This is a genomic window from Flammeovirga sp. EKP202 (genome assembly GCF_014534745.1).
In the GTDB taxonomy this organism is placed as follows: Bacteria; Bacteroidota; Bacteroidia; order Cytophagales; family Flammeovirgaceae; genus Flammeovirga.
The window spans coordinates 23,111-45,985 of the sequence record NZ_JACVVP010000046.1 but is presented as its reverse complement, the minus strand read 5'-3'; the positions used below and the strand labels follow the sequence as shown (position 1 = coordinate 45,985).

At 34.7% G+C, this 22,875-nt stretch carries 14 protein-coding genes; 10 read left to right on the top strand and 4 right to left on the bottom strand.

Annotated features, from left to right (window positions below):
- The first annotated feature begins 216 nt into the window (after positions 1 to 216).
- The 7 genes from IC221_RS22340 (at position 217) to guaA (ending at position 17,270) form a co-directional block, all read left to right on the top strand.
- On the top strand, positions 217 to 3,435 hold the full coding sequence (locus tag IC221_RS22340) for a SusC/RagA family TonB-linked outer membrane protein (protein ID WP_188171078.1): 3,219 nt from the start codon (positions 217 to 219) through the stop codon (positions 3,433 to 3,435).
- A gap of 10 nt (positions 3,436 to 3,445) precedes the next feature.
- Positions 3,446 to 4,939, top strand: coding sequence for a SusD/RagB family nutrient-binding outer membrane lipoprotein (locus IC221_RS22335; protein ID WP_188171077.1), 1,494 nt, complete (start codon positions 3,446 to 3,448; stop codon positions 4,937 to 4,939).
- A 545-nt stretch (positions 4,940 to 5,484) separates the two neighbouring features.
- On the top strand, positions 5,485 to 8,766 hold the full coding sequence (locus IC221_RS22330) for a SusC/RagA family TonB-linked outer membrane protein (protein WP_188171076.1): 3,282 nt from the start codon (positions 5,485 to 5,487) through the stop codon (positions 8,764 to 8,766).
- A gap of 64 nt (positions 8,767 to 8,830) precedes the next feature.
- Positions 8,831 to 10,255, top strand: a complete 1,425-nt coding sequence (locus IC221_RS22325) for a SusD/RagB family nutrient-binding outer membrane lipoprotein (protein WP_188171075.1) — start codon at positions 8,831 to 8,833, stop codon at positions 10,253 to 10,255.
- 507 nt (positions 10,256 to 10,762) lie between these two features.
- The gene (locus tag IC221_RS22320) at positions 10,763 to 13,936 is read left to right on the top strand and encodes a TonB-dependent receptor (protein ID WP_188171074.1); all 3,174 of its coding nucleotides are present in this window, start codon (positions 10,763 to 10,765) and stop codon (positions 13,934 to 13,936) included.
- Between the two features lie 15 nt (positions 13,937 to 13,951).
- Positions 13,952 to 15,433, top strand: a complete 1,482-nt coding sequence (locus IC221_RS22315) for a RagB/SusD family nutrient uptake outer membrane protein (protein WP_188171073.1) — start codon at positions 13,952 to 13,954, stop codon at positions 15,431 to 15,433.
- Positions 15,434 to 15,737: 304 nt separating this feature from the next.
- Positions 15,738 to 17,270 (top strand): glutamine-hydrolyzing GMP synthase, encoded by a 1,533-nt coding sequence (gene guaA, locus IC221_RS22310; protein ID WP_188171090.1) that lies wholly within the window; start codon positions 15,738 to 15,740, stop codon positions 17,268 to 17,270.
- A gap of 320 nt (positions 17,271 to 17,590) precedes the next feature.
- Here the strand turns inward: guaA and IC221_RS22305 are convergent, their stop codons facing one another.
- The 3 genes from IC221_RS22305 to IC221_RS22295 all read right to left on the bottom strand — a co-directional run bounded on the left by IC221_RS22305 (position 17,591) and on the right by IC221_RS22295 (position 19,465).
- Positions 17,591 to 18,289: a hypothetical protein gene (locus tag IC221_RS22305; RefSeq protein WP_188171072.1), complete on the bottom strand. Its 699-nt coding sequence runs from the start codon at positions 18,287 to 18,289 to the stop codon at positions 17,591 to 17,593.
- A gap of 238 nt (positions 18,290 to 18,527) precedes the next feature.
- Positions 18,528 to 19,058 (bottom strand): RNA methyltransferase, encoded by a 531-nt coding sequence (locus IC221_RS22300; protein WP_188171071.1) that lies wholly within the window; start codon positions 19,056 to 19,058, stop codon positions 18,528 to 18,530.
- 8 nt (positions 19,059 to 19,066) lie between these two features.
- Positions 19,067 to 19,465, bottom strand: a complete 399-nt coding sequence (locus IC221_RS22295) for a metalloregulator ArsR/SmtB family transcription factor (protein WP_188171070.1) — start codon at positions 19,463 to 19,465, stop codon at positions 19,067 to 19,069.
- 374 nt (positions 19,466 to 19,839) lie between these two features.
- On the opposite strand from IC221_RS22295, the gene hemC reads away from it, so the two are divergent.
- Genes hemC through IC221_RS22280 form a run of 3 tightly spaced genes read left to right on the top strand, consistent with a single transcriptional unit; the run spans position 19,840 to position 21,806 of the window.
- Positions 19,840 to 20,769: a hydroxymethylbilane synthase gene (hemC, locus tag IC221_RS22290; RefSeq protein ID WP_188171069.1), complete on the top strand. Its 930-nt coding sequence runs from the start codon at positions 19,840 to 19,842 to the stop codon at positions 20,767 to 20,769.
- An 18-nt stretch (positions 20,770 to 20,787) separates the two neighbouring features.
- Entirely contained in the window at positions 20,788 to 21,312 is a 525-nt protein-coding gene (gene nuoB, locus IC221_RS22285; RefSeq protein ID WP_044211443.1) for an NADH-quinone oxidoreductase subunit NuoB, read from the top strand.
- A 2-nt stretch (positions 21,313 to 21,314) separates the two neighbouring features.
- Positions 21,315 to 21,806, top strand: a complete 492-nt coding sequence (locus tag IC221_RS22280; RefSeq protein WP_188171068.1) for an NADH-quinone oxidoreductase subunit C — start codon at positions 21,315 to 21,317, stop codon at positions 21,804 to 21,806.
- Between the two features lie 97 nt (positions 21,807 to 21,903).
- Here IC221_RS22280 and IC221_RS22275 read toward each other — a convergent pair whose 3' ends face one another.
- Complete coding sequence (locus tag IC221_RS22275) at positions 21,904 to 22,851, bottom strand: hypothetical protein (RefSeq protein ID WP_188171067.1); 948 nt, start codon at positions 22,849 to 22,851, stop codon at positions 21,904 to 21,906.
- Positions 22,852 to 22,875 lie beyond the last annotated feature (24 nt).

The following is a 22,875-nucleotide window of genomic DNA, read 5'->3' as shown; positions in this document are numbered from 1 at the left end:
ACTGAAAATATTAAAAACAGAAGAGTTAAAAATTAGATATTGCAATACAAACAAAGGTTAAATTTTTAAATATTACCCTTTTTTAAGACTAGACCAAAGAGGTATTTAAAAATCAATCAAAACTTAGTATTAAACGTTTTTTAGACTTCCATTTCAATTATTAATCTGTTTAAAACGGATACTACTAACCTTAAGCTTAATTTTATTAATTTATTTATGAACAAACGACTTCTATCATTGATAGTACTTACGTTGATGACAATTGTAAGTACTTTTGCACAGGACCGTACCGTTTCAGGTGTGGTTACTGAAGGAGGTGAACCACTTCCGGGTGTTACAGTATTATTAAAAGGCACAACTAAAGGTACTATCACAGACCTAGATGGTAAGTACCACATCACCATTGGAGACGATGCGACTTTAGTTTTTAGTTTTGTAGGTTATTCTACTCAAGAAGTAGCAGTTGGACAACAATCAGTTGTTGACATTGCGCTAGAGCAAGATGCTGAGCAATTGGACGAGGTAGTTGTAACTGCTTTAGGCCAAGAATCTGACAAAAAATCTTTAGGTTATGCTTTCCAAGAAGTACAAACAGAAACTTTACAGCAAACAGGTAATCCTGGTTTAGCAGGTGCATTACAAGGTAAAGTTACAGGTGTTGATATCAAACCTTCATCAGGTGCTCCAGGTGCGTCAGCTCAAATTAACATTCGTGGTGCTAGATCATTTACAGGAAATAACGCTCCATTATATGTAATTGATGGTATGCCAATTTCATCTAACCCTGATTTCTCGACTGGTAATTCAGTTACAGGTGCAGACATTGCAAACAGAGCAGTGGATATTGACCCTAATGATATAGAGTCAATCAACATCTTGAAAGGTCAAGCAGCGGCAGCCTTATATGGTATTAGAGCATCAAATGGTGTAATCATTATTACTACAAAAAGTGGTAAAGGAAATAAAGGAAAGCCAGTTGTTAAAGTTTCAAACTTCACAAGTTTTGAAACAGTATCAAGAAAGCCTCAGTACCAAAATACATACGCTCAAGGTGCAGGAGGAGCATTTGATCCAGGTACTTCGTTAGGATGGGGTCCAAAGATTTCAGACTTACCAAATGATATTAATAATAACCCTGATAAGCCTACTGGTCCAAACGGAACAGGTTATGGAGGTAACCACCAAGGTCACCCAGGTAAATACTATGTACCTCAAAGAGCACAAGCAGGTTTAGATCCATGGGTTACACCTCAAGCTTATGATAACTTTGGTGATTATTTCCAAACAGGTCATACAGTAAATACTAGTGCAAATATCAGTCAAGCTACTGAATCTGCTAACTATAGCATTGGTTTATCAAACACTACTCAGCAAGGTATTGCACCTTCTACAGGTATGGATCGTTGGAATGTTAAAGGTAGATTTGATGGTACAATCAATGATAACTTTAGTACTGGTGTTTCAGCAAACTTTGTACAAAGTGAAATTGATAAATTATCAGCAGGTAACGATGCCGCTTTAGCAGGTGTATATGCAGCTCCAACTTCTTATGACTTGAAAGGTATTCCATCTAGCTTACCTTCTGATCCTTATTCTCAGATTTACTATAGAAGTTTAACTTTCGATAACCCATATTGGGCAATGGAAAATAACGTGTTTAATGAGAAGACACAACGTTTCTACGGTAATACTTACCTACAGTATGAAGAGAGTTTAAGAGATAATATGAATGTTAGAGTAAAATACCAATTAGGTGTTGATTCTTATACTACGCATTATCAAGATGTTTTTGAACTAGGTAGTAAAAATGATGCTGGTAGAATTAATAACTATGGTATTACAAATAATACGATCAACTCATTATTAACAGTAAATTACTCATGGGATATTTCTGATAAAGTGAAATTCTCGGCAATTTTAGGTAATGAGATCAACGACACAAGAAGAAAAACATATGACCAAGTTGGTGTAGGTTTTAACTTTGGTGGATGGAAGCATATTGACAACTCAATTGTTCAAACTGCAAATGAGAATCAAAGAAATACAAGAACTGTTGGTTTTTTTGGTAGTGCTTCATTATCGTATGACGATTACCTTTTTGCTACTGTTACAGGTCGTAATGATTATGTATCAACAATGCCTTCAGGTGCAAGATCTTTCTTCTACCCATCAGTATCTCTTAGCTGGGTGTTAAGCGAAATGGATTTCCTTAAATCATCTGATCACTTATCATTGTTGAAGTTAAGAGGTTCATTTGCACAAGTAGGTCAAGCAGGAGATTACTACGAAGATTTCTATTCAAAGCCTACGTATTCTGGAGGTTGGTGGTCAGGAACTTACCCAATCAATTATCCAATGGGTGGAGTAAATGCTTATACTAGAAACTCAAGAATTTATGATGAAAACTTGAAGCCTCAAAATACAGTGTCATATGAGCTTGGTGCAGATGTAGGGTTCTTCAATGACCGTATTAGCTTAAGCTATACATATTCACGTCAAAATGTAACAGATCAGATCTTCCCAGTTCCATTGGCAGCATCTACAGGTTACAATAGTTTACTTACTAACGGTGGTAAATTACATACAGATGCACACGAATTAACATTAACATTAGTACCAGTTCAAACAAAGGATTTTACTTGGGATGTAATGGTGAACTTCTCTAAGGTTACTTCTGTTGTTGATGAGTTAGCACCAGGTGTAGAGTCTATTTTCTTAGGTGGTTTCGTAACTCCTCAAGTTAGAGCAGGTATTGGTTATGCATACCCAGTAATCTTCGGTTCTACTTATGCTAGAGATGACCAAGGTAGAATTCTTGTTGATGAAAGAGAATTTATTAATGGTAACAAGAACTCTCAGTATGGTATGCCAATGCAAGGACCTGATGGTATCATTGGTGATATCACACCTGACTTTATCTTAGGTTTCAATACGAATTTACGTTATAAAAACTGGAATTTAGCAGCAGTATTTGATTGGAAAAATGGTGGCCAAATGTATCATGGTACAAACAACTTGTTAAACCTTTACGGTGTAAGTGCAGAAACGGAAGATAGAGAAACACCATTTGTTATGCCTGGCTTTAAGGAAGATGGTACTCCAAATGATATTCAAAGAGGTGGTGTAGATGATCCAAACGCTTACTTTGATAGATATTATGGAGCAGAAGGTAATATCGATGAAGCTGCGATTTACAATAACTCTTTCTTAAAATTAAGAGAACTTTCTTTAGGATATAGATTCCCTAAGAAATTAATCAAAGGTACTACAGATGTTCGCTTATCAGCATTTGCTAGAAATATCTTATTGTGGACTGAATTACCAAACTTTGACCCTGAATCTTCTCAAGGTAACAACAACATGGGTGGTGCATTTGAAAGATTCTCAATGCCTAACACATCTAGTTTCGGTTTCGGTGTAGATTTAACTTTCTAATTTTATTAACATGATCAAAAAGTATTTAAAATATATAGCAGTAGGTTCATTGGCTTTCTCATCTATGACATCTTGTAGTGACAAGATTATGGATGAGATCAATAAGAACCCCAACAATCCAACTGAGGTACCAACTTCTTTTGTATTGACAGATGTAATTAGTAGAGCAGCGTCTTCTGTATCTAGTGGTGACTTTGGTATGTACGCAGCATTATACGTAGAGCATCAAGTAGGTATTGATGGTCAATTCTATAATGCAGAGACAAGAGTAGGACAAATCACTCAAACATCTACTTATAACAATGCATGGGTACATGCTTACACAGGCTTGAGAGATATTGCTGATATTATTGAGCACTGTTCTGAAGGAGGAAGAGAAGCAGGTAACTACCATATGTTAGGTAGAGCTTTAGTAATGAGAGCATACTATATTTCTGTATTGACAGATGTATGTGGAGATGTGCCATTTACAGAAGCATCTGATTACAAGAATTATATGACTCCAAAGTTAGATAAGCAAGCTCAAATCTATGATGATATCTTCAATATCTTAGATGAAGCAATTGTTAATCTTAACAAGGATAATACATTTGAAGGTCAAGCTTCAGCTCCTGGTTCACAAGATGTATTATATGACCGTTTAAATTCTAGAGCTAATCCAGAAGCATCTATTGATGCATGGATCAAGTTAGCTCACGGGTTAAAGGCTAGAGCTCATATGAGGTTGTCATTTATTAATCCTTCAGAGCATTCATATCAAGATGTATTAGATGAGGTAGCATTATCATTCACAAGTGCTAATGAAGAGGCTAGGTTTGAATACAATGGGTCAACATCACATAATCCTAACTTTTTATTCTTAAACGTAAGAGCATATTATGGTGCATCTCAAAGTTTAAGAGATAATATGGATGATAATGATCCTAGAATTGCTCAATTCTTTATTCCAAATGTATACGTTCCTAGTTCAAGTCCTGAATATGGTAAATTATATTTTGCACCTAATGGAATGACTGATGCAACTCCAGCTTATAATAAATACGGAGTGTCATCTTATTTCCTTGATGCAACTCAGCCTTCATACATGTTAAGTTATCATGAAGTGAAATTCTTAGAGGCTGAAGCTAAAGAAAGAATGGCTGCAGGAAGTGGTGAAGAAGCGGCTAAAGATGCTATCAGAGCAGCATTTAAAGCTTCAAAAACAGATGATGTAGAAGACTATATTACATCTATTTCTAATTTCGATATCGACCGTATCATGAAAGAGAAATATTTAGCATTCTATCAAGCTGAATCTTTAGAGGCTTATAACGACATGAGACGTCTTGAAGCAATGGGTGAAACATCATACATTAATTTACAGCACCCAGCTCCTGGAATGTTCCCATTACGCTATACTTATGGTGTTGGTGATGTTAGTAATAATCCAAACGTAAGTGAGGCACAAGGAGACGGTCAATTTGTATTTACAGAGAAAGTATGGTGGGCCGGTGGTTCGCGTTAAGCTTATGTCTAAAACATAGAGCACAACCTAAAAGGTTGGAACTATAATTTAGGTCTAAATAAAAGAATAAGCCCAATGGAATTGTTTTCCATTGGGCTTATTTTGTATATGAAATATTATGCAGAGCACTACATAGTCAATAGATTTATCTAAACTTTTTCATTTCACACTGTTAATATTTTAACGTTAACAAAAAAAATATGTAATTGATTTATTTTTAGTTAATGTGTTGATTTGTCATGTCTTAATTGCATGTAACTAAGAAGAGGTAGAACTTGTTTTCGATTAAATGAAAATAAAAGTTAAAATTTTAATAGTGAATATTTACAAATTAAAAATCTTTCTATTACATTTGAGGTGTAACTATGATATGATGCAATCAAAATATTGCTACCGATTTATTTTATAAGGATTAAATTTTAATACAAAAAAAAGATATATTTTTTGCTACCAATTATAATTAACAGCAGAATTTTTTAGGGAGGGTTTTTGGACTAAACCTGACCATATTTAAACTTTAAGTTCCAATTCAATTTATTTTAACTATGAAAAAAGCAATTATGCTTCTTTCTCTCTTAATGAGTATGGCTTTTGCTACGCTTGCTCAAGAGAGAACTGTATCGGGCGTTATCAATGACGCTAACGGTGAACCTCTTCCTGGGGTTGCTGTAATTCTTAAAGGTACATCTACAGGTACTGTTTCTAATGTTCAAGGTCAGTATAGATTAGCAGTTTCAGGTGCTAATGCAGTCTTAGTATTCAAACTAGTAGGCTTTGAAGAAGTTGAACAAGCTGTAGGTACTGAATCAGAGATTTCAATTTCAATGCAAGAAGATTTGAAGCAATTAGACGAAGTTGTTGTTTCTGCATTAGGTTTTGAAGAAAACAGAGATCAACTTGGATCAGCACCATCAAAAATTGCTGCTGAGAGTTTAGTTGAATCAGGAGAGTCAAGCTTGATTAACAGTATGGCAGGTAAAGCTTCTGGTGTGAATATCGTTAGATCTTCTGGTGATCCTGGTGCCGGTTCATACATCCAGATTCGTGGACAATCTACTATATCAGGTAACTTACAGCCACTTGTAGTAGTGGATGGTATGCCAATTAACAACTCAAGTGTAGGTGATGGTGTAGACGGTGTATCTCAGCAATCACGTATGAATGATATTAACCCTAACGACATTGAAACAATGCAAATTCTTAAAGGTGCTTCTGCAGCAGCTTTATGGGGTTCAAGAGCAGCGAACGGTGTAATCGTTATTACAACGAAAAAAGGATCTAACTCAGGTAAAAAAGTAAATGTTCAATACAGAACATCTTATTCAATTGACCAAATCAACAAAAGACATGATACACAACAAATTTATGGTCAAGGATCAGGTGGTGTTGGTGTAACCTACGCTAACTCAGCTTCATCGGCAGGATCATGGGGTGATAAAATTGCTGATAGATCAGGTGAGGCAAATGAATTAATTACAGATCAAGTATACTTTGTATCTAACGATGGTCAAACTATTTATCCTATCAATAAAAATAATTCATTAGCGACTTATGATGATGCAAACTGGGATCAAGTTTTTGGAACAGGTTCTTACTGGGAAAATAGCTTGTCAATTTCTGGTGGAGATAGAAATAGTAGCTATATGTTCTCAGTATCAGATATGCGTCAAAATGGTGTAATCAAAAATTCATCTTATGACAGAACTACAGCTAGATTGAACTCAATGAAGAGATTTGGCGAGAAATTTAAATTAACAAATACATTATCATATACAAGAACGGCTTCGGAAAGAGTTCAAAAAGGATCAAACTTAGCAGGTTTAATGTTAGGTTTATTAAGAACTCCAGCAGATTTTGATAACAGTGCTTATGAAGGAACAATTTACAATTATAACCCTGGTCAAGTAACAAATAACGGTTACGATCCAAATGCAGTTCCAATTTCAAATGTTCATAGAGCATATAGAGCTCCATACGGACCGTTATTATGGGCTGGTAGTAACTATGGTTTTGATCCAATTTACAACAACCCTAACTGGACTACAAATAATCAAAAGAACCCTTCACAAGTAGACCGTTTTATTGGTACAGTTGAAGCACAATTATTACCAGCAACTTGGATCGACATTACTTGGAGAACTGGTATTGATTATTACAGTGATCAAAGATCTACATATTTCCCTCCTAATTCTGCAAATTACTTAAGTGGATACTACTATGAGGATAATATCTCTGAGATGCAGTTTAATACTGACTTAATTGCAAGAGTTCAAAGAAAATTAACTGAAGATATCATGTTTACTGGTATTGTAGGTTTCAACTATAACCAAAGAGATTATCAAAGACGTGAAGCAGAAATGAATTCATTTATTATTCCTACTGCTCCTCCAAACTTTGATAATGCAACTGCTGAAAATAAGACGCCTTTCAACTTCTACCGTACTATTAAGATTGCGGCAATGTATGGTACTGCTAACTTTGCTTACAAAGATAAGTTATTTGTAAATGGTACATTAAGAGGTGAAGCTGCTTCGACTTATGGTGCTGATGCAAATTCAGTATATTACTATCCTTCTGCAGATGTGGCTTATCAGTTAGTTAATGATGCTTCAGGTGCTTTATCATTCGCAAAATTAAGAGCATCAATTGGCCAAGTGGGTGTTCAGCCATCACCTTACAGATCTAGAACTTACTATGAATCTGCTGTGTTTAATGAATCATGGGGACCTATTGTAAACATGTCTGGTTACGGTGGAGGATACGTAAGAGATGACGAAGGTGGTAGCACTTCATTGAAGCCTGAGATTAAAACAGAATGGGAAGTTGGTACAGATTTAAGATTCTTAGCTGATAAAGGTCGTTTAGGTGTTACGTATTTCCAAAACGAAACGAAAGATGTTCTTTTCGCAACTGAACTTTCTCCAGCAGCGGGTTACACTGGGCAATATGGTAATGCTGCTACTATTGAAAACAAAGGTTTAGAGATTGATTTAGGTTATGACATCATCAGAAATGCAGACTGGAGAGTAGCATTAGATGTAAACTGGACTAGAATCAGAAACCAAGTAACAGACTTGAAAGGTACAAAATCAATCCTATTAAATGGTTTTACAGGTACTTCGTCAAGAGCAGTTGAAGGACAACCTCTAGGTGTTCTTTGGGGTGGTAAGTTTGCAAGAAACGAAGATGGTTCTTATGACTTAGACGACAATGGTTTCCCTCAACAAGGATTAGAAGAAGGTATCATTGGTGACCCTAACCCAGAGTGGAGAGGTGGTTTAGGCCTTACTGTAGCATACAAAGGTTTCAGACTATATGCATTATTTGAGCACTCACAAGGTGGCGATATCTGGAATGGTACAAATGGAGTATTGGATCACTTTGGTCGTTCTTCAAGAACAGCAGTTGAAAGCGTAGCTCCATCTGAGTTGAAAACTTTTGGAGGTGGATCTATTGCTTCAGGAGAAACATTCAGAGGTTTAGTAAGAGACTTTGGAGCAGGACCAGTTGCTTTAACAGAAGAGTGGTATACCTCTACAGGTGGTGGTTTTGGACCAGTAGGAGAGCAATTTGTTGAGGATGCAACTTGGACTCGTTTAAGAGAGTTAACACTTAGCTATTCATTAAGAATGCCAGCATTGAAAAAAGCTATCAAGGTATCATCAATTGATTTAGCAGTAACAGGACGTAACTTATTCCTTTGGACAGATTACTCAGGAATTGACCCTGAAACTAACTTAACAGGTGTATCTAATGGTCGTGGTTTAGATTACTTCAATAACCCTAACACAAGATCATTTGTATTCAGTGCTGCATTTAACTGGTAATTAAATGTAGTGGTCACTAGACCATATCATTAAAAAAATTAAGAAGAAAAAATCATATTTTAATATGAAAAATATATTTAAAAATATTCTAATAGCGGCAAGTTTAGTAGGAACTTTCTCTTGTCAGTCTTTAGTTGAAGGAGAGTCGGTAAGTCCAAACGACCCTTTGGAAGCTCCTTCAGAGTTGGTAATGCCATCTTCACAATTAGCCCTTGGGTTTGTACATGAAGGAGAAATGGCTCGTTTAGCAGGTATGTGGTCAGGTTACTTTACAGGTTCTGATCGTCAGTATATTGGTTTAGGTCTTTACAATGCTACTGCTGCTGATTTTGATAGTCCTTGGGGTAACTTGTATACTAGTGCTATTACAAATGCGAAATTAGTATTAGCAGATGCTGAAGAATCAGGTAACAGAATCTTAGCTGGTCACTGTAAAGTGATCATTGCTTTAGGTTTAAGTCTTTCTGCAGACTTATGGGGTGATGTTCCTGCAACAGAAGTTGGAGATTTTGAAAATATCCCAACCCCTAAATATGATGCTCAAGCTGATGTGTATACAATGACACAGGAAATGCTTTCAGAGGCTATTGAGGACCTTAATTCAAATCAAGGTTTTATTGGTGAAGAGTTATTGAATTTCAATGTAAAAGGTATCTATTCTATTAAAGCAAGAATTGCTTTATCTCAGAAAAACTATCAAGATGCATTAGATTTCGCAGAAGAAGGTATTACTTCTGTTGACGAAGAGATTGCACTACAGCATGGAACTTCAAGAGATGTAGATCAAAATACTTATTATGCTTTCCAAAGAGTTCATAGAGCGGGTTATATGAGTGCATCAGATGCATTTGCATTAGGCTTTATCGACGACAAGAACAATGCTAAGACAAATTATAAGCACATTAAAGATTATTTATATAGTGGTGGTAATTTGAACACTAGTGGTTTCTTTGGAGCTTCAAGAGAATTCCCTATTGCTACGTACTACTTAACTCTTCTTATAAAAGCAGAGTCAGCGGCTAGAACAGGTGATTTGCCAGCAAGTTTAGCAGCTATTAATGAATACAGAGCATTTATGGCATCAGGTGGTTACTTATCAAGTGCTTACCAATCATATTTTGCTAGTTCAGTAACAGGTGAAGAAGTAGATGAAGATGATGCAAATGCAGTGCTAGTTGGTATGCAGTATGATGCTTATGATGCAGCAGATTTCCAAAATGGAGGTATATTAAACACTGATAATATCGCTGAAGATAGAGCATACATTCGCGAGATTTTAGCAGAAAAATACATTGCTAGTGTAGGTTTAATTGACGGTTTCACAGATTTGAGAAGAACCTTCAAGGAAACAGATGTAAGAGTGAATGTTACTCCAACAAGTGGAACTCAAATTCCTCTAAGATTTATTTACCCTCAAGTAGAAATTAATACAAACCCTAATACTCCAGAAGTAGTAGATGTATTTACTCCTACTCCGGTAAATCAATAATTCGAAAATAATTGAAATTGGAAGTGGATTCTTCCTTATAAATTGAACGAGGTGGTCTCATTTTGAGATCACCTCTTTTTGTTTTGAAAAAAAATAACAATAAAATAATCTATTTATTAAAATTGTATAATTTTTATCTATGTTGTTAATTTAAGATGTATTTGTTGTAATATTCTTATAAATAAATTTGAGTTATTAGATTGTTTTGTTAAAAAACATAAATATTTTTATAACATATATTTAGAAATAAAAAGTTATTGTTATACCTTAGCGACATAGTAATTAGGAAATGTCCTAATTTTCAAATTAATCTACATTCCAATTTCAATTTATTTAATAACTAATTTTATACTATGATCAAACTTACTTTTTTATTTGTTCAACTGATAAAACCGTAAATTTTAAAAATCAATTTCCATTATTTCAAAAAGAAAATAAACAGTCCATTTTTTTGACTCTCAATCAGGTCTAGGACTGATTTTTAAGTTCCAATTCAATTAATTTATTATGAAAAAAGCACTATTATTAGTGTCTCTTATGCTGTCAGTAGTTTTTGCTGCTTTAGCACAGGAGAGAACAGTGTCTGGTGTAATAAAAGATCCTGCAGGGGAGACTTTACCAGGTGTAGCTGTTGTTGTGAAAGGTACTACTCAAGGTACTGTAACTGGCATGGACGGAGCTTACCGTTTGATCACAACAGTAAGTAACCCAACTTTAGTATTTAAACTAGTAGGTTATAAAACTCAAGAAGTTCAAGTAGGAACTCAATCAGCAATCTCAATCACATTACAAGAAGATGTAGAACAGTTGAGTGAAGTTGTAGTAATCGGTTATGGTACAACTGAAAAAACTTCATTTACGGGATCTGCGACTACTGTTGATTCTGAACAAATTGAAAATATCCAAACATCTACACCATTAGCAGCACTAGAAGGTTCTGTTCCTGGTTTACAGATGACTGGTGTGTCAGGTCAACCAGGTTCTAATCCTTCAATCAATATTAGAGGTTTCTCATCATTAAATCACTCTAATGACCCGTTGATTATTGTTGATGGAGCTCCTTATGATGGTAATTTAAATGCTATCAACCCTAAAGATATTGCATCTTACTCTGTATTAAAAGATGCTTCTGGTACTGCAATCTATGGTTCAAGAGCAACTAACGGTGTAATCATGATTACTACGAAGAATGGTAAATCATCTAAGCCTAAAGTAGATTTGTCTGTAAGAAAAGGTGTTTCTCAAAGAGCATTTAAAGAATATGACAGAGTGAACGCTCCAGAATATTATGAGGCAATGTTTGAGGGATTGAAAAACTCAAGAATCTCAAATGGAGAATCAGACGAAGATGCTAGAGCTTTTGCAAGTAGAAATCTAATTTATGATTATACTTTACAAGACGGTGCAGGAGGAAATGGTATCTTAGGAGGTTACAATGCTTATAATGTACCATCTGATCAAGTTGTTGGTATTGATGGAAAAATTAATCCTAATGCTCAATTGATTTATAATGATGATTTTCAAGATGAGTTATTTGGTAATGGAGCTAGAGATGAGTACAACTTAGCGATTAGTGGAGCGAATGAAAAATCAGATTACTTTATTTCATTAGGTTACTTAAATGAAGAAGGTATTGTTGATAATTCAGGTTTTGAAAAGATTACAACTCGTTTGAAAGTTAATTCTGATGTATCTTCTTGGTTCAAATTAGGTGCTAACCTAAACTATGGATATACTGAATCAAAGTTCATGGGTGCAACTGGTACAGCGACTTCAAACCCATTCTTCTCTAGTAGAATGATTGGTCCTATCTACCCTGTATATTTGAGAGATGACAATGGAAATATTGTTTATGAAGATGGTGCAAAAGTATTTGATTTTGGTGCTGGTGAATATAATGGAGCTGTAAGACCATATGGTCCTAACTCTAACATTGTGGCAACAACAAATCTAGATTACAATCAGACAAACAGACATAGTGTTGGTGCAAGAGGTTTTGCTCAAATTACATTTTTGAAAGACTTTAAGTTTACGACTAACATTTCAACTGATATTTATGCAGCGTCAAGTTTAGAAAATCAAAATAGTGAGTATGGAGATGCTGTGACATCTGGAGGTAGATCAACAAAGAGTACTGCAATAAATACTTCTTACACTTTCAACCAAGTATTGAATTACCAAAAAGCATTTGATAATCATAGTATTAACGTTACTCTAGGACACGAGGCATATAAATATAGTTATGATTACATGACAGGTACAAGAACTGGTTTCCCTGTTAGTGGTTTATTAGAATTAGGTGCTGCAAGTAATACTGAAGATTTAAACTCGTATGTTTTAGATCACTCAATTCAGTCGTATTTTGGTAGAGTGGAGTATAATTACGATCAAAAGTACTTTATCTCTGGTTCATTAAGAAGAGATGGAACTTCTCGTTTTGCTCCTGAATCTAGATGGGGTACATTCTATTCTTTAGGTGCTTCATGGAGAATTTCTCAAGAAGATTTCATGAAAAATATCTCATGGCTTAACGAATTGAAGTTAAGAGGATCTCATGGTGTTTTAGGTAATGAAAGTATTCTAAAATCTGATAATACTCAAAATTACTACCCTTGGCAGTCAGTATATAGTTTGTCTGGTCAAGCTAACGGTGCTATCTCTGGAGGTAACTTAGAAGCCTTAGGTAATAGAAATTTACAATGGGAGAAGAACATTAATTCAAATATAGCAGTTGACTTTACTTTATTAAATAGAGTTAACGGTACAGTTGAATACTATGTCAAAAAGTCTGATGACTTAATCATGGATAAACCGTTGAATGGTTCATTAGGTTATGACTTTATTACTACTAACATTGGTGAATTAACAAACAAAGGTATTGAGGTTTCATTAAATGTAGATGTGATTAAGAAAGCTGACTTTAACTGGAATGTAGGATTCATCTGGAGTAAAGTTAACAACGAAATTACGAACTTGAATGGTATTGAGCCTTTCGTAATGGGTAATAAATACATCGAGGAAGGAGCTTCAATCTTTGATTTTTATTTAGTTGAAAGTGCAGGTGTTGATCCTAGTACTGGTGACGAGTTATATTGGCAAAATGAATTAGATGATGAAGGTAACCCAACAGGAGAGCGTTTCACAACATCTGTTTATAACGATGCACAAAAAGATTCAAGAAAAAGAATGGAATCTTCTATTCCTGACTTCCAAGGATCGATAACAAACTCACTTTATTATAAAGGTTTTGATTTCTCAATGTTGATGATCTTCTCAAAAGGAGGAAAAATCTATGATGCTACTTATGCAAGATTAATGAACTTTGATCCAGGTAGTGCACTTCATAGAGATGCTTATGAAAGAGCTTGGAGACAAGAGGGTGATATCACAGATGTACCTCGTTTAGAACATAATAATAACGACCTAAACAGACCGTCATCAAGATTCTTAACAGATGCTACTTACTTTGGTATCAGAAATATGACTTTAGGTTATACTCTTTCAAACAACTTAGCATCTAAATTAAAGATTGGTTCATTGAGAGCTTATGTCACTGCTGATAACATTTGGTATACTAATGAGCGTCAAGGATTATTTATTAATCCTGCAAGAAATGGTAATACAAGCTATGGTTATGTTCCGGTGAGAACAATTTCTTTCGGTATTGATTTAAGCATATAAAAGATAGACTTTCAAATGAAAAAAACGATATTAAAATCTGTTGTTGCTTTAGCAACAGTAGTATCAGTTGGTTGTTCTGAACAGTTTTTAGAAGTTCAACCTACTGATTCGATTACAAAAGAGCAAGTTCTGAGTTCCCCTGAAGGAGGTTCGATTGCAATGAACGGTATTTACAGACAAATGTATGATACCAAATTAACAGAAACAGGTGCCTATAACCATGATAAGTTTGGTGAAACTGCAGTTCATTTGTACTCAGATTTAAGAGGTGAAGACCTGTTTCCAGCTAACAGTGGATATGGTTGGTTTAATTCTGATTATAATCTTCAAAGTAGAATTGCTTCAGATCGTCGACCAAGTTTTGTTTGGAGATACTATTATGGATTGATTAATTCAGCAAATGAAATAATTAGTGGGATTCCTGAAGATGCAAGTGAAGATCTATTGGTTTATAGAGGACAAGCATTAGGTATTAGAGCACATGCATACTTTAAATTAGTACAGTTATTTCAGTTTTCTTATAAAGGAAATGAAGCTAAACCTGGTGTAGTAATTTATACTGAACCATCTGGTGGAGACTCAGCTCCAAAAGGGAGAGCAACTGTTCAAGAGGTGTATGATCAAATCTTAGCGGATTTAACATTGGCAAATTCGTACTTATCAGGATATAACCAATCAAATAATAGTGAAATTGACTCAAAAGTAATTAACGGGTTTTTAGCTAGAGTTTATTTGGTAATGAACGATTGGACTAAAGCAGCTGAACATGCCGCTATCGCAAGAAACGGAGTGTCATTTGCTGATGTCACTTATGGATTCGATAGATCTGGCCGAGGAAATGGTTGGTTATGGGGTATGTCTGTTCAATCTGATCAAGCAACTGGATACGCATCTTATTTTTCACATATTGATAATACATTTTTTAATTATGCTACTTTAGGGCAGCAAAAATTAATCAATAAAAAATTATATGCTCACCTTGCAGACACAGACGTTCGTAAAGGATTGATCTTATCTCCAGAAGAATTAGAAGAAGGTAATGCTTATGCTAATTATTCTTTGAGTACGTTTGCTTACATGTTCTTTAAATATAGAGCTACAAACCCAGGATCATGGGATAGCGATTATGTATTGATGAGAGCTGAAGAAATGTTGTTAATTGAGGCAGAAGCGAAAGCAATGTTAGGTCAAAATTCAGAAGCTTCAATGTTATTACAAGAATTAGTAGTAACAAGAGATCCTTCAACTTCAGTATCTTCATTGACTGGACAAGCGTTATTAAACGAAATTTCTATGCAAAGAAGAATAGAATTATGGGGTGAAGGTCACAGATTGACGGATTTATTACGTAAAAATGAAGCCCTTGACAGAACTGAGGGTGGTCACAATGAAACATTAGCTGATGTGATGACTTTACCAGCAGGTCATAAAGATTGGCTTCTTCAGATACCTCAATCTGAAATTGATCAAAACAAGGAGATTGTACAAAATGACTAAATTTCTATTAAGTACAATTAATAGTTAGTTTAAATATTTAGGAGACTTTGGGGAAAGATTATCTTTAATTCCAAGGTCTCCTTTTTTATTGTAAAGAGGGAGTTTTAGAAAGAGTTAGCTCAAAAACTAGAGGATAAATGAAATGCTCTTTTTTGGGAGGTGTGAAGGATAATCAGTTATTAATTTGAAGCTGGACTTTTGTTTTTCACTTAATTAAAATAAAAAAAATTAACCTACTTGTCACTTTCTCAATAAAAAACAGCATCTTTGCACGATCAAAAAATAATCTCTGAATACAACCTTTATTATGGACAAGATCCTAATTTACGACTTCGGTTCTCAGTATACTCAATTGATTGCTAGACGCATCAGAGAGTTAAATGTTTATTGTGAGATTTTCCCTTACAATCACGAACCAAAGATTGATCACTCTGAGTATAAAGGTGTCATCCTTTCGGGTAGCCCACACTCAGTTTTAGAAGATGATGCACCTAACTTTGATGTTTCTGACATTAGAGGTAAAATGCCTTTATTAGGTGTATGTTTCGGAGCTCAAATGTTAGCTCACCAAAATGGAGGAACTGTAGCACGTTCAGAGCACCGTGAGTACGGTCGTGCAAACCTTGACTTCATTGATCACACTAGCCCAATGATGAAAGGTATTCCTAATGACACTCAAGTTTGGATGTCACACGGCGATACAATTCTTAACCTTCCTTCTACTTTTAAAGTAATTGCAAGCACAAACAGTATCCCTGTAGCTGCTTTCAGAATCATTGGAGAAGATACATTTGGTTTACAATTCCACCCAGAAGTAACACACTCAAAGGATGGTAAATTCATGTTACAAGACTTTGTAGTAGGTGTTTGTGGTTGTGACCAAAGCTGGACACCTGAGTCTTTTGTTGATGCTACTGTAGCGTCTTTAAAAGAGCAGTTAGGTGATGATAGAGTAATTCTTGGTTTATCTGGAGGTGTTGACTCTTCAGTGGCTGCAGTATTACTTCACAAAGCAATTGGTGAAAACTTATATTGTATTTTTGTTGACAACGGTTTACTTCGTAAAAATGAATTCGAATCAGTATTAAAATCTTACCATGGTTTAGGTCTTAATGTAAAAGGCGTAAATTCTAAAGATAAATTCTATGCTGAATTAGAAGGAAAAACAGATCCGGAAGCAAAGAGAAAAGCGATTGGTAAAGTTTTCGTTGACGTTTTCGAAGAAGAATCTAAAAAAGTAGAGAATGCAAAATGGTTAGGTCAAGGTACTATTTACCCAGACGTAATTGAGTCGGTATCTGTAAAAGGACCTTCAGCAACAATCAAATCTCACCACAACGTAGGTGGACTTCCTGACTACATGAAATTGAAAGTAGTGGAGCCATTAAACACTTTATTCAAAGATGAAGTACGTTTGGTAGGTAAAGCATTAAACATCCCTCAAGAAATCTTAGGCCGTCATCCTTTCCCAGGTCCAGGTCTTGGTATTCGTATATTAGGTGACGTTACTGCTGAAAAGGTAGAAATCCTTCAAGAGGTAGATCATATCTTCATCCAAGGTTTAAAAGACCATGGCTTATACGATGATGTCTGGCAAGCAGGTGCAATGCTTCTTCCTGTACAGTCTGTAGGTGTGATGGGTGATGAAAGAACTTATGAAAAAGTAGTAGCACTTAGAGCAGTATCATCTTTGGATGGTATGACTGCAGACTGGGTACACTTACCTTATGAGTTTTTAGCAGAAATCAGTAACAATATCATCAATAGAGTAAAAGGTGTAAACAGAGTGGTATATGATATCAGCTCTAAGCCACCAGCAACTATTGAGTGGGAATAATTTGTAGGGGTAGACCTACGTGTCTACCCGTAATTTAGTAGATCCAAGTATCTATCCACATTTTGATAGATGTGCCTACTAATAATATAAAAAGGTATAAGGTAAAATGATATTACCCTATACCTTTTTTTCGTTACAGAAAAATGATTAAATTGCATTTACAATTATTTAGAATTGTATTTGATTTGTAATGTATAATCTAGTCTTATCTAATAACTAGCAAAACCACTCTTTAAACCGGAGTGGTTTCTTTATAAAAAAGGTTCGGTTTGTCTCAACTCAAACCGAACCTTTTATCTTGAAAAAGAACTATGAAGTTTTTACTTTATAGGAAAAGGGTCCCCTCCTGAGCAACTTTGAGTATATGTATTTTTGCTGAAAGTTTTTGTATATCCATTTTTGCTTAACGTAACCTTGACAGTCATACCGCCTACAGAAGTTGGTTTCACATGACATTGGTCACCAGAAGCTAACATAATTACACCTGTATTTACTGACCAAGATACTGATGTGCCAGATGGTACAGAACCGGAGTATTCATATCTCGCATATGGATGACCCATTGGATAACATGGAGAAATTAATTCATTGATTGTTAAGTTGACATTGATGAAAGGATTTCCATCGTTACCGCCAGAAGATTCAACATTAAATGTTTTTTCATCTCCACATGGAACGTCTCCCTCGACAATACATCTTACAATCAATTTTGTAGATTTAGAATTTACTTTTACAGTAATTGAACTTCCAGTTGTAGAGCCAGTGATTACACCGCCTATAACCGTCCATCTATATGATAGTGGACCGCCAATACCAGAAGTAACCATACTAAAATTAGTATGATATCCTTGTTTGATGATACCAAGTCCCTGTTGAATATTACAATAGGTCTCAGAAATTCTAAGATTAGAAGATTCTTTTTCGTTAATTGGTTGAATAGCTTCTTCTTGTTGCTTGTTCAAGGTACAAGACATAGCAATTGCCAGCATTAAAGTTAATGCATAAGTTAGCTTTTTCATTGAAATTTAAATAATTAAAAGAGTTTTAGCTTGAGTTGAGAAGTCAGTTTAATGTTTAAATAATTGATTTATTATACTATACACCAAGCTTTTAAAATTAATAATTAGTTTTGTTCTTTTTCGAAGTACAATTTAGTTATCTCAATCTAATAAAAAAATAAAAAGCTATTTATTTTGCGTTTACTTTGTTATTTGTAAAGTGAGAGCAAAATAAATAGCTTATTCTATTGGTCAGGTACTAGCTTAATTTCTGCTGTAATACTTGCCACAATACAACCCCTAAGGTAACAGAAACATTTAATGAGTGCTTCGTACCAAACTGAGGAATTTCCAATGCAATATCCGATGCTTCAATAGCTTCTTGACTTACTCCCATTACCTCGTTTCCGAAAATAAGAGCAACTTTTTCATCTGGAGTAGTTTGAAAGTCTTGAAGAGAGGTAGAACCTTCTACTTGTTCAACCGCGATGATTTTATACCCTTCTTTTTTTAAACTTTTAATAGCTTGGACTGTATCGTCAAAATGCTCCCAAGTGACCGTGTCTTGAGCTCCTAACGCAGTTTTATGAATGTCACGATGTGGCGGTTTGCCTGTAATGCCACATAAAACCACTTTTTCAATAGCAAAAGCATCACCTGTTCTAAAGGCAGAACCTACATTATTAAGGCTTCTGATATTATCAAGAACAACAGCAATATTATTTTTTTTCTGATTTTTGAACTCTTCAGCACTGACTCTGTTAAGCTCATCCATACTTAATTTTCTCATATTGTATATTAATCTCCAATTGGATAATGACTCATTCTTCTTCTTTCAATCTTATTGATTGCGAGTTCTCTATTACTAAATAAAGTATTGTAAGTAGTTTGATCTTCAATTAATGTAGTATCTTTTTCCATGTAATTAAAGATGGTTTCTACAATACCCAAAATTTCCTCTTTGATCGAATAAAAAGACCATTGATCTACTTTTCTAACATTGAGTAATCCAGCATTTTTCATGTAAATCAAATGCCTAGAGGTTTTAGTTTGGGTATAATCTAAAACTAATTCAATATCTGATATACACATTTCCTCATTTTCATAAAGGAGGTGCATGATACGTATTCTTGATTCTTCGCCAAGGGCTTTCATAATTTGAGTACCAATGGAAAGATTAAAGTGTTTAAGTTTCATATAATAGTCTTCGCATTAATTTGCATTGGCAAATATACTAATCTTGAATTCAAATAAGAACAATATCCATATTTTACATCTTGTTAAGGAAAACAGCCTCTTAATTGAAGATTTATGGAAATATCATATTAAAATTTCAAGAAAATCATTTTTATTTCTAAAAATGTTTCTAAATAAACTTTCTATACATTATTATTGTTATAGGTAAAGATAATAGGTTAGTCACCTATTATATGGCATGATACACCAGTAACATTAACCAGTTGTGGAAAGACATTCGATACATATTGAATGTCTTTTTTTTGTATTCCATTATAAGACCTTTATTTTGAATTTCTTAGTGTGTATCTTCGCAACATTAGAAAGATACAACTATGGCAGAGAGAATAATAAAAATCGGTACTCGTAAAAGTAAGCTCGCTTTATGGCAAGCTTATTATGTAAAAGAGCTTTTAGAAAAAAATAATCATAAGGCTGAACTTGTACTGATAGAAACAAAAGGAGATAAAATTTTAGACCGTTCACTTTCAAAAATTGGTTCAAAAGGTGTTTTCACTGAAGAATTAGAAGAACAATTAAGAAATGGAGGGATTGATATTGCGGTTCATAGTGCAAAAGATATGCAGGCCTCTTTAGGCGATGACTTTGAATTAATTGCCTTTACGGAAAGAGAAGCATGCCACGATGTATTTGTGAGTCATAAAGAAGGATTGGAGATCAATTCATCTTCAGCTATTGTGATAGGTACTTCTTCTGTACGAAGAGTAGCAATGCTTAAGAGCCAATTCCCTAATGCAAAAATTGTTGACGTTAGAGGAAACTTACAAACAAGAATTCAGAAAATGAAAGATGGTTTATGTGATGTATTGATGTTGGCCTATGCTGGAGTTCATAGAATGGAATACGATGATATGATTGTTCATGAATTGCCATTAGATACTTTTACTCCTGCAACGGGACAAGGGTGTGTAGCGATCGAATCTGCGGTAACACTTGATGCTGAGATTAAAGAAGCAGTAAGAAATGCAATCAATGATGAAGATACAGAACGTTGTGTAAGAGGTGAAAGAGCCTTTTTGAAAGAATTACAAGGTGGTTGTAGTATTCCTGCTTTTTGTTTGGCGACATGGACAGAAGATAAACAAATAAACATTACAGGAGGTTTAGCAGTACCAGAAGGTAAACCTCAAATTCGATACACCTATACTGTAGATGCTGATAAAGTAGAGGAGGCGGGAACTCAAATTGCAAAGGAAACTTTAGCAAACGGTGGTGCCGAATTATTAGCAACATTAAAAAACTAAACTTTATTACATATCGCTATGAAAGGACTAATGGACCAGAACTTCGGTCAAGGAGAAATAGTTATATCAAAAGTAGACGATCTCATTAACTGGGCTCGTTTGTCATCACTTTGGCCTTTAGGCTTTGGTTTGGCATGTTGTGCCATTGAGATGATGAGTACGTTTGCTTCCAATTATGATTTGGATCGTTTTGGAGTATTTCCAAGAGCAACACCAAGACAGTCGGATTGTATGATTATTTCGGGAACGGTTACTTTCAAAATGGCTGATAGAGTTCGTCGTTTATATGAACAAATGGCAGAACCTAGGTATGTAATTTCAATGGGATCTTGTTCAAATTGTGGCGGTCCTTATTGGGAACATGGCTATAATGTAGTAAAGGGTGTAGATAGAATTATTCCAGTGGATGTTTATGTACCAGGATGCCCACCAAGACCAGAAGCGTTGATTGGTGGAATATTAAAGTTAAGAGATGAAATCAAAAAAGAAACTTTAATGGCTCCAACTGCTGTAGAAAATCTATTAAAAGAAAAAACGGCTTAGAAATGACAACAGAAGAGATATTAGCTTTTATCAATGAAAATCTATCAGATTGTAAATTGACTTATAATCCTATTAAGCCACAAGATGAAATCATAGTGGAAGGAGAGAATATTGCAATAGTTTGTCAGTTTTTGAAGGAGAATAAAACAACTTATTTTGATTCGCTTTCTTGTTTAACTGGTGTAGATAATGGCCCTACAAAAAAAACGATGGAAGTGATTTATCATCTTTATTCCATCCCTTTCGGTCATAAATTGACATTAAAAGTAATATTGGACAGAGAAAACCCTACTTTACCGAGTGTGACTTCTGTTTGGAGAGCAGCGGACTGGCATGAAAGAGAAGCTTATGATTTAGTAGGTATTCGTTTTGAGAATCATCCTGATTTAAGAAGAATTTTATCGCCAGATGACTGGGTTGGTCACCCACTTCAAAAAGATTATGAGCCTGAAGAGAGGTATCATGGAATTAAAATCAAATATGAAAAAGATTAGATTTTAATGCACTTAATATTTTCTATGAACAAAAAGAGCAATTGTGATATGAAATTACAATTGCTCTTTTTGTTCATAGAAAAGGGTGAAAAAGAAATTACTTGTTTCGCTTTCCTTTCTTTCCATCATTGAACTGTCTTCTTGACATCTCAAATAATATTAAGAACAATAAGGTAATAGCCACCCCTAATGTATTGATCGCACTCATATCTTTAGAGAATACAATGATTCTTCCAATCAAAGAAAGGAGTGTCATGGCCATACCAATTGTAATAATATTTTTAGTGAAATATATAATGCCTATCGATGCGAAAAGTACTTGGAAAAGGACATTGACATTGGTTCTTAAATTGGATTGTCCCATCCAAATATCTGCAAAGTATAAGCAGAAAATCATAAAGTAAAATATCAATTGAGCATTTTGGAAACCTGGTGTAATGACCTCAGCTTGATTACCTTCATGATCATTTTTACCAGAGAAAATAGTAAATAAAAGATATCCAAAAGCTAATCCAAAGACATAGAATAAAGCACCCCAAAGTGCTTGACTCACAATTTCGTCAGTAGCTAAGCTATCACTGAATTGTATAAATGAGCTAACAGTGGACATTATGACATATATACCAAAACCAAGAAACAGCTGTAAAAGGTTTTTGGTAGCGATGAAATGACGAATGATTAATAATGAAATAATCAGAGCCACTAATTTTCTAGAAAGTGTATGTAAAATAGATTCTAAATACACCACTTCTCCTCCTTGTTGAATGTAAAGGTTGAGCATTACATTCATCCACAACCCCATGATGCCTACCCAGAAAATTGCTTTTTCTTTATATCCTTTTAATAGTCCGATCCCTAAAAATAGGATGGCAGGTGAGCTGAAAAGACTTGTGACGATGAGTCCAATTGTAGTCCACGTGCTTGCATTTCCTCCATTAATTAATCCATAAATAAGAGGGGAAATCTGTACAATAATAAAACCTAGTCCGAAAGCTAAACCAAAGTTTTTGTACTCTTTCTCAGATTGTAATGTTAGTTTATTCATAAAAATAAAAAAGTAGTGAAAGTT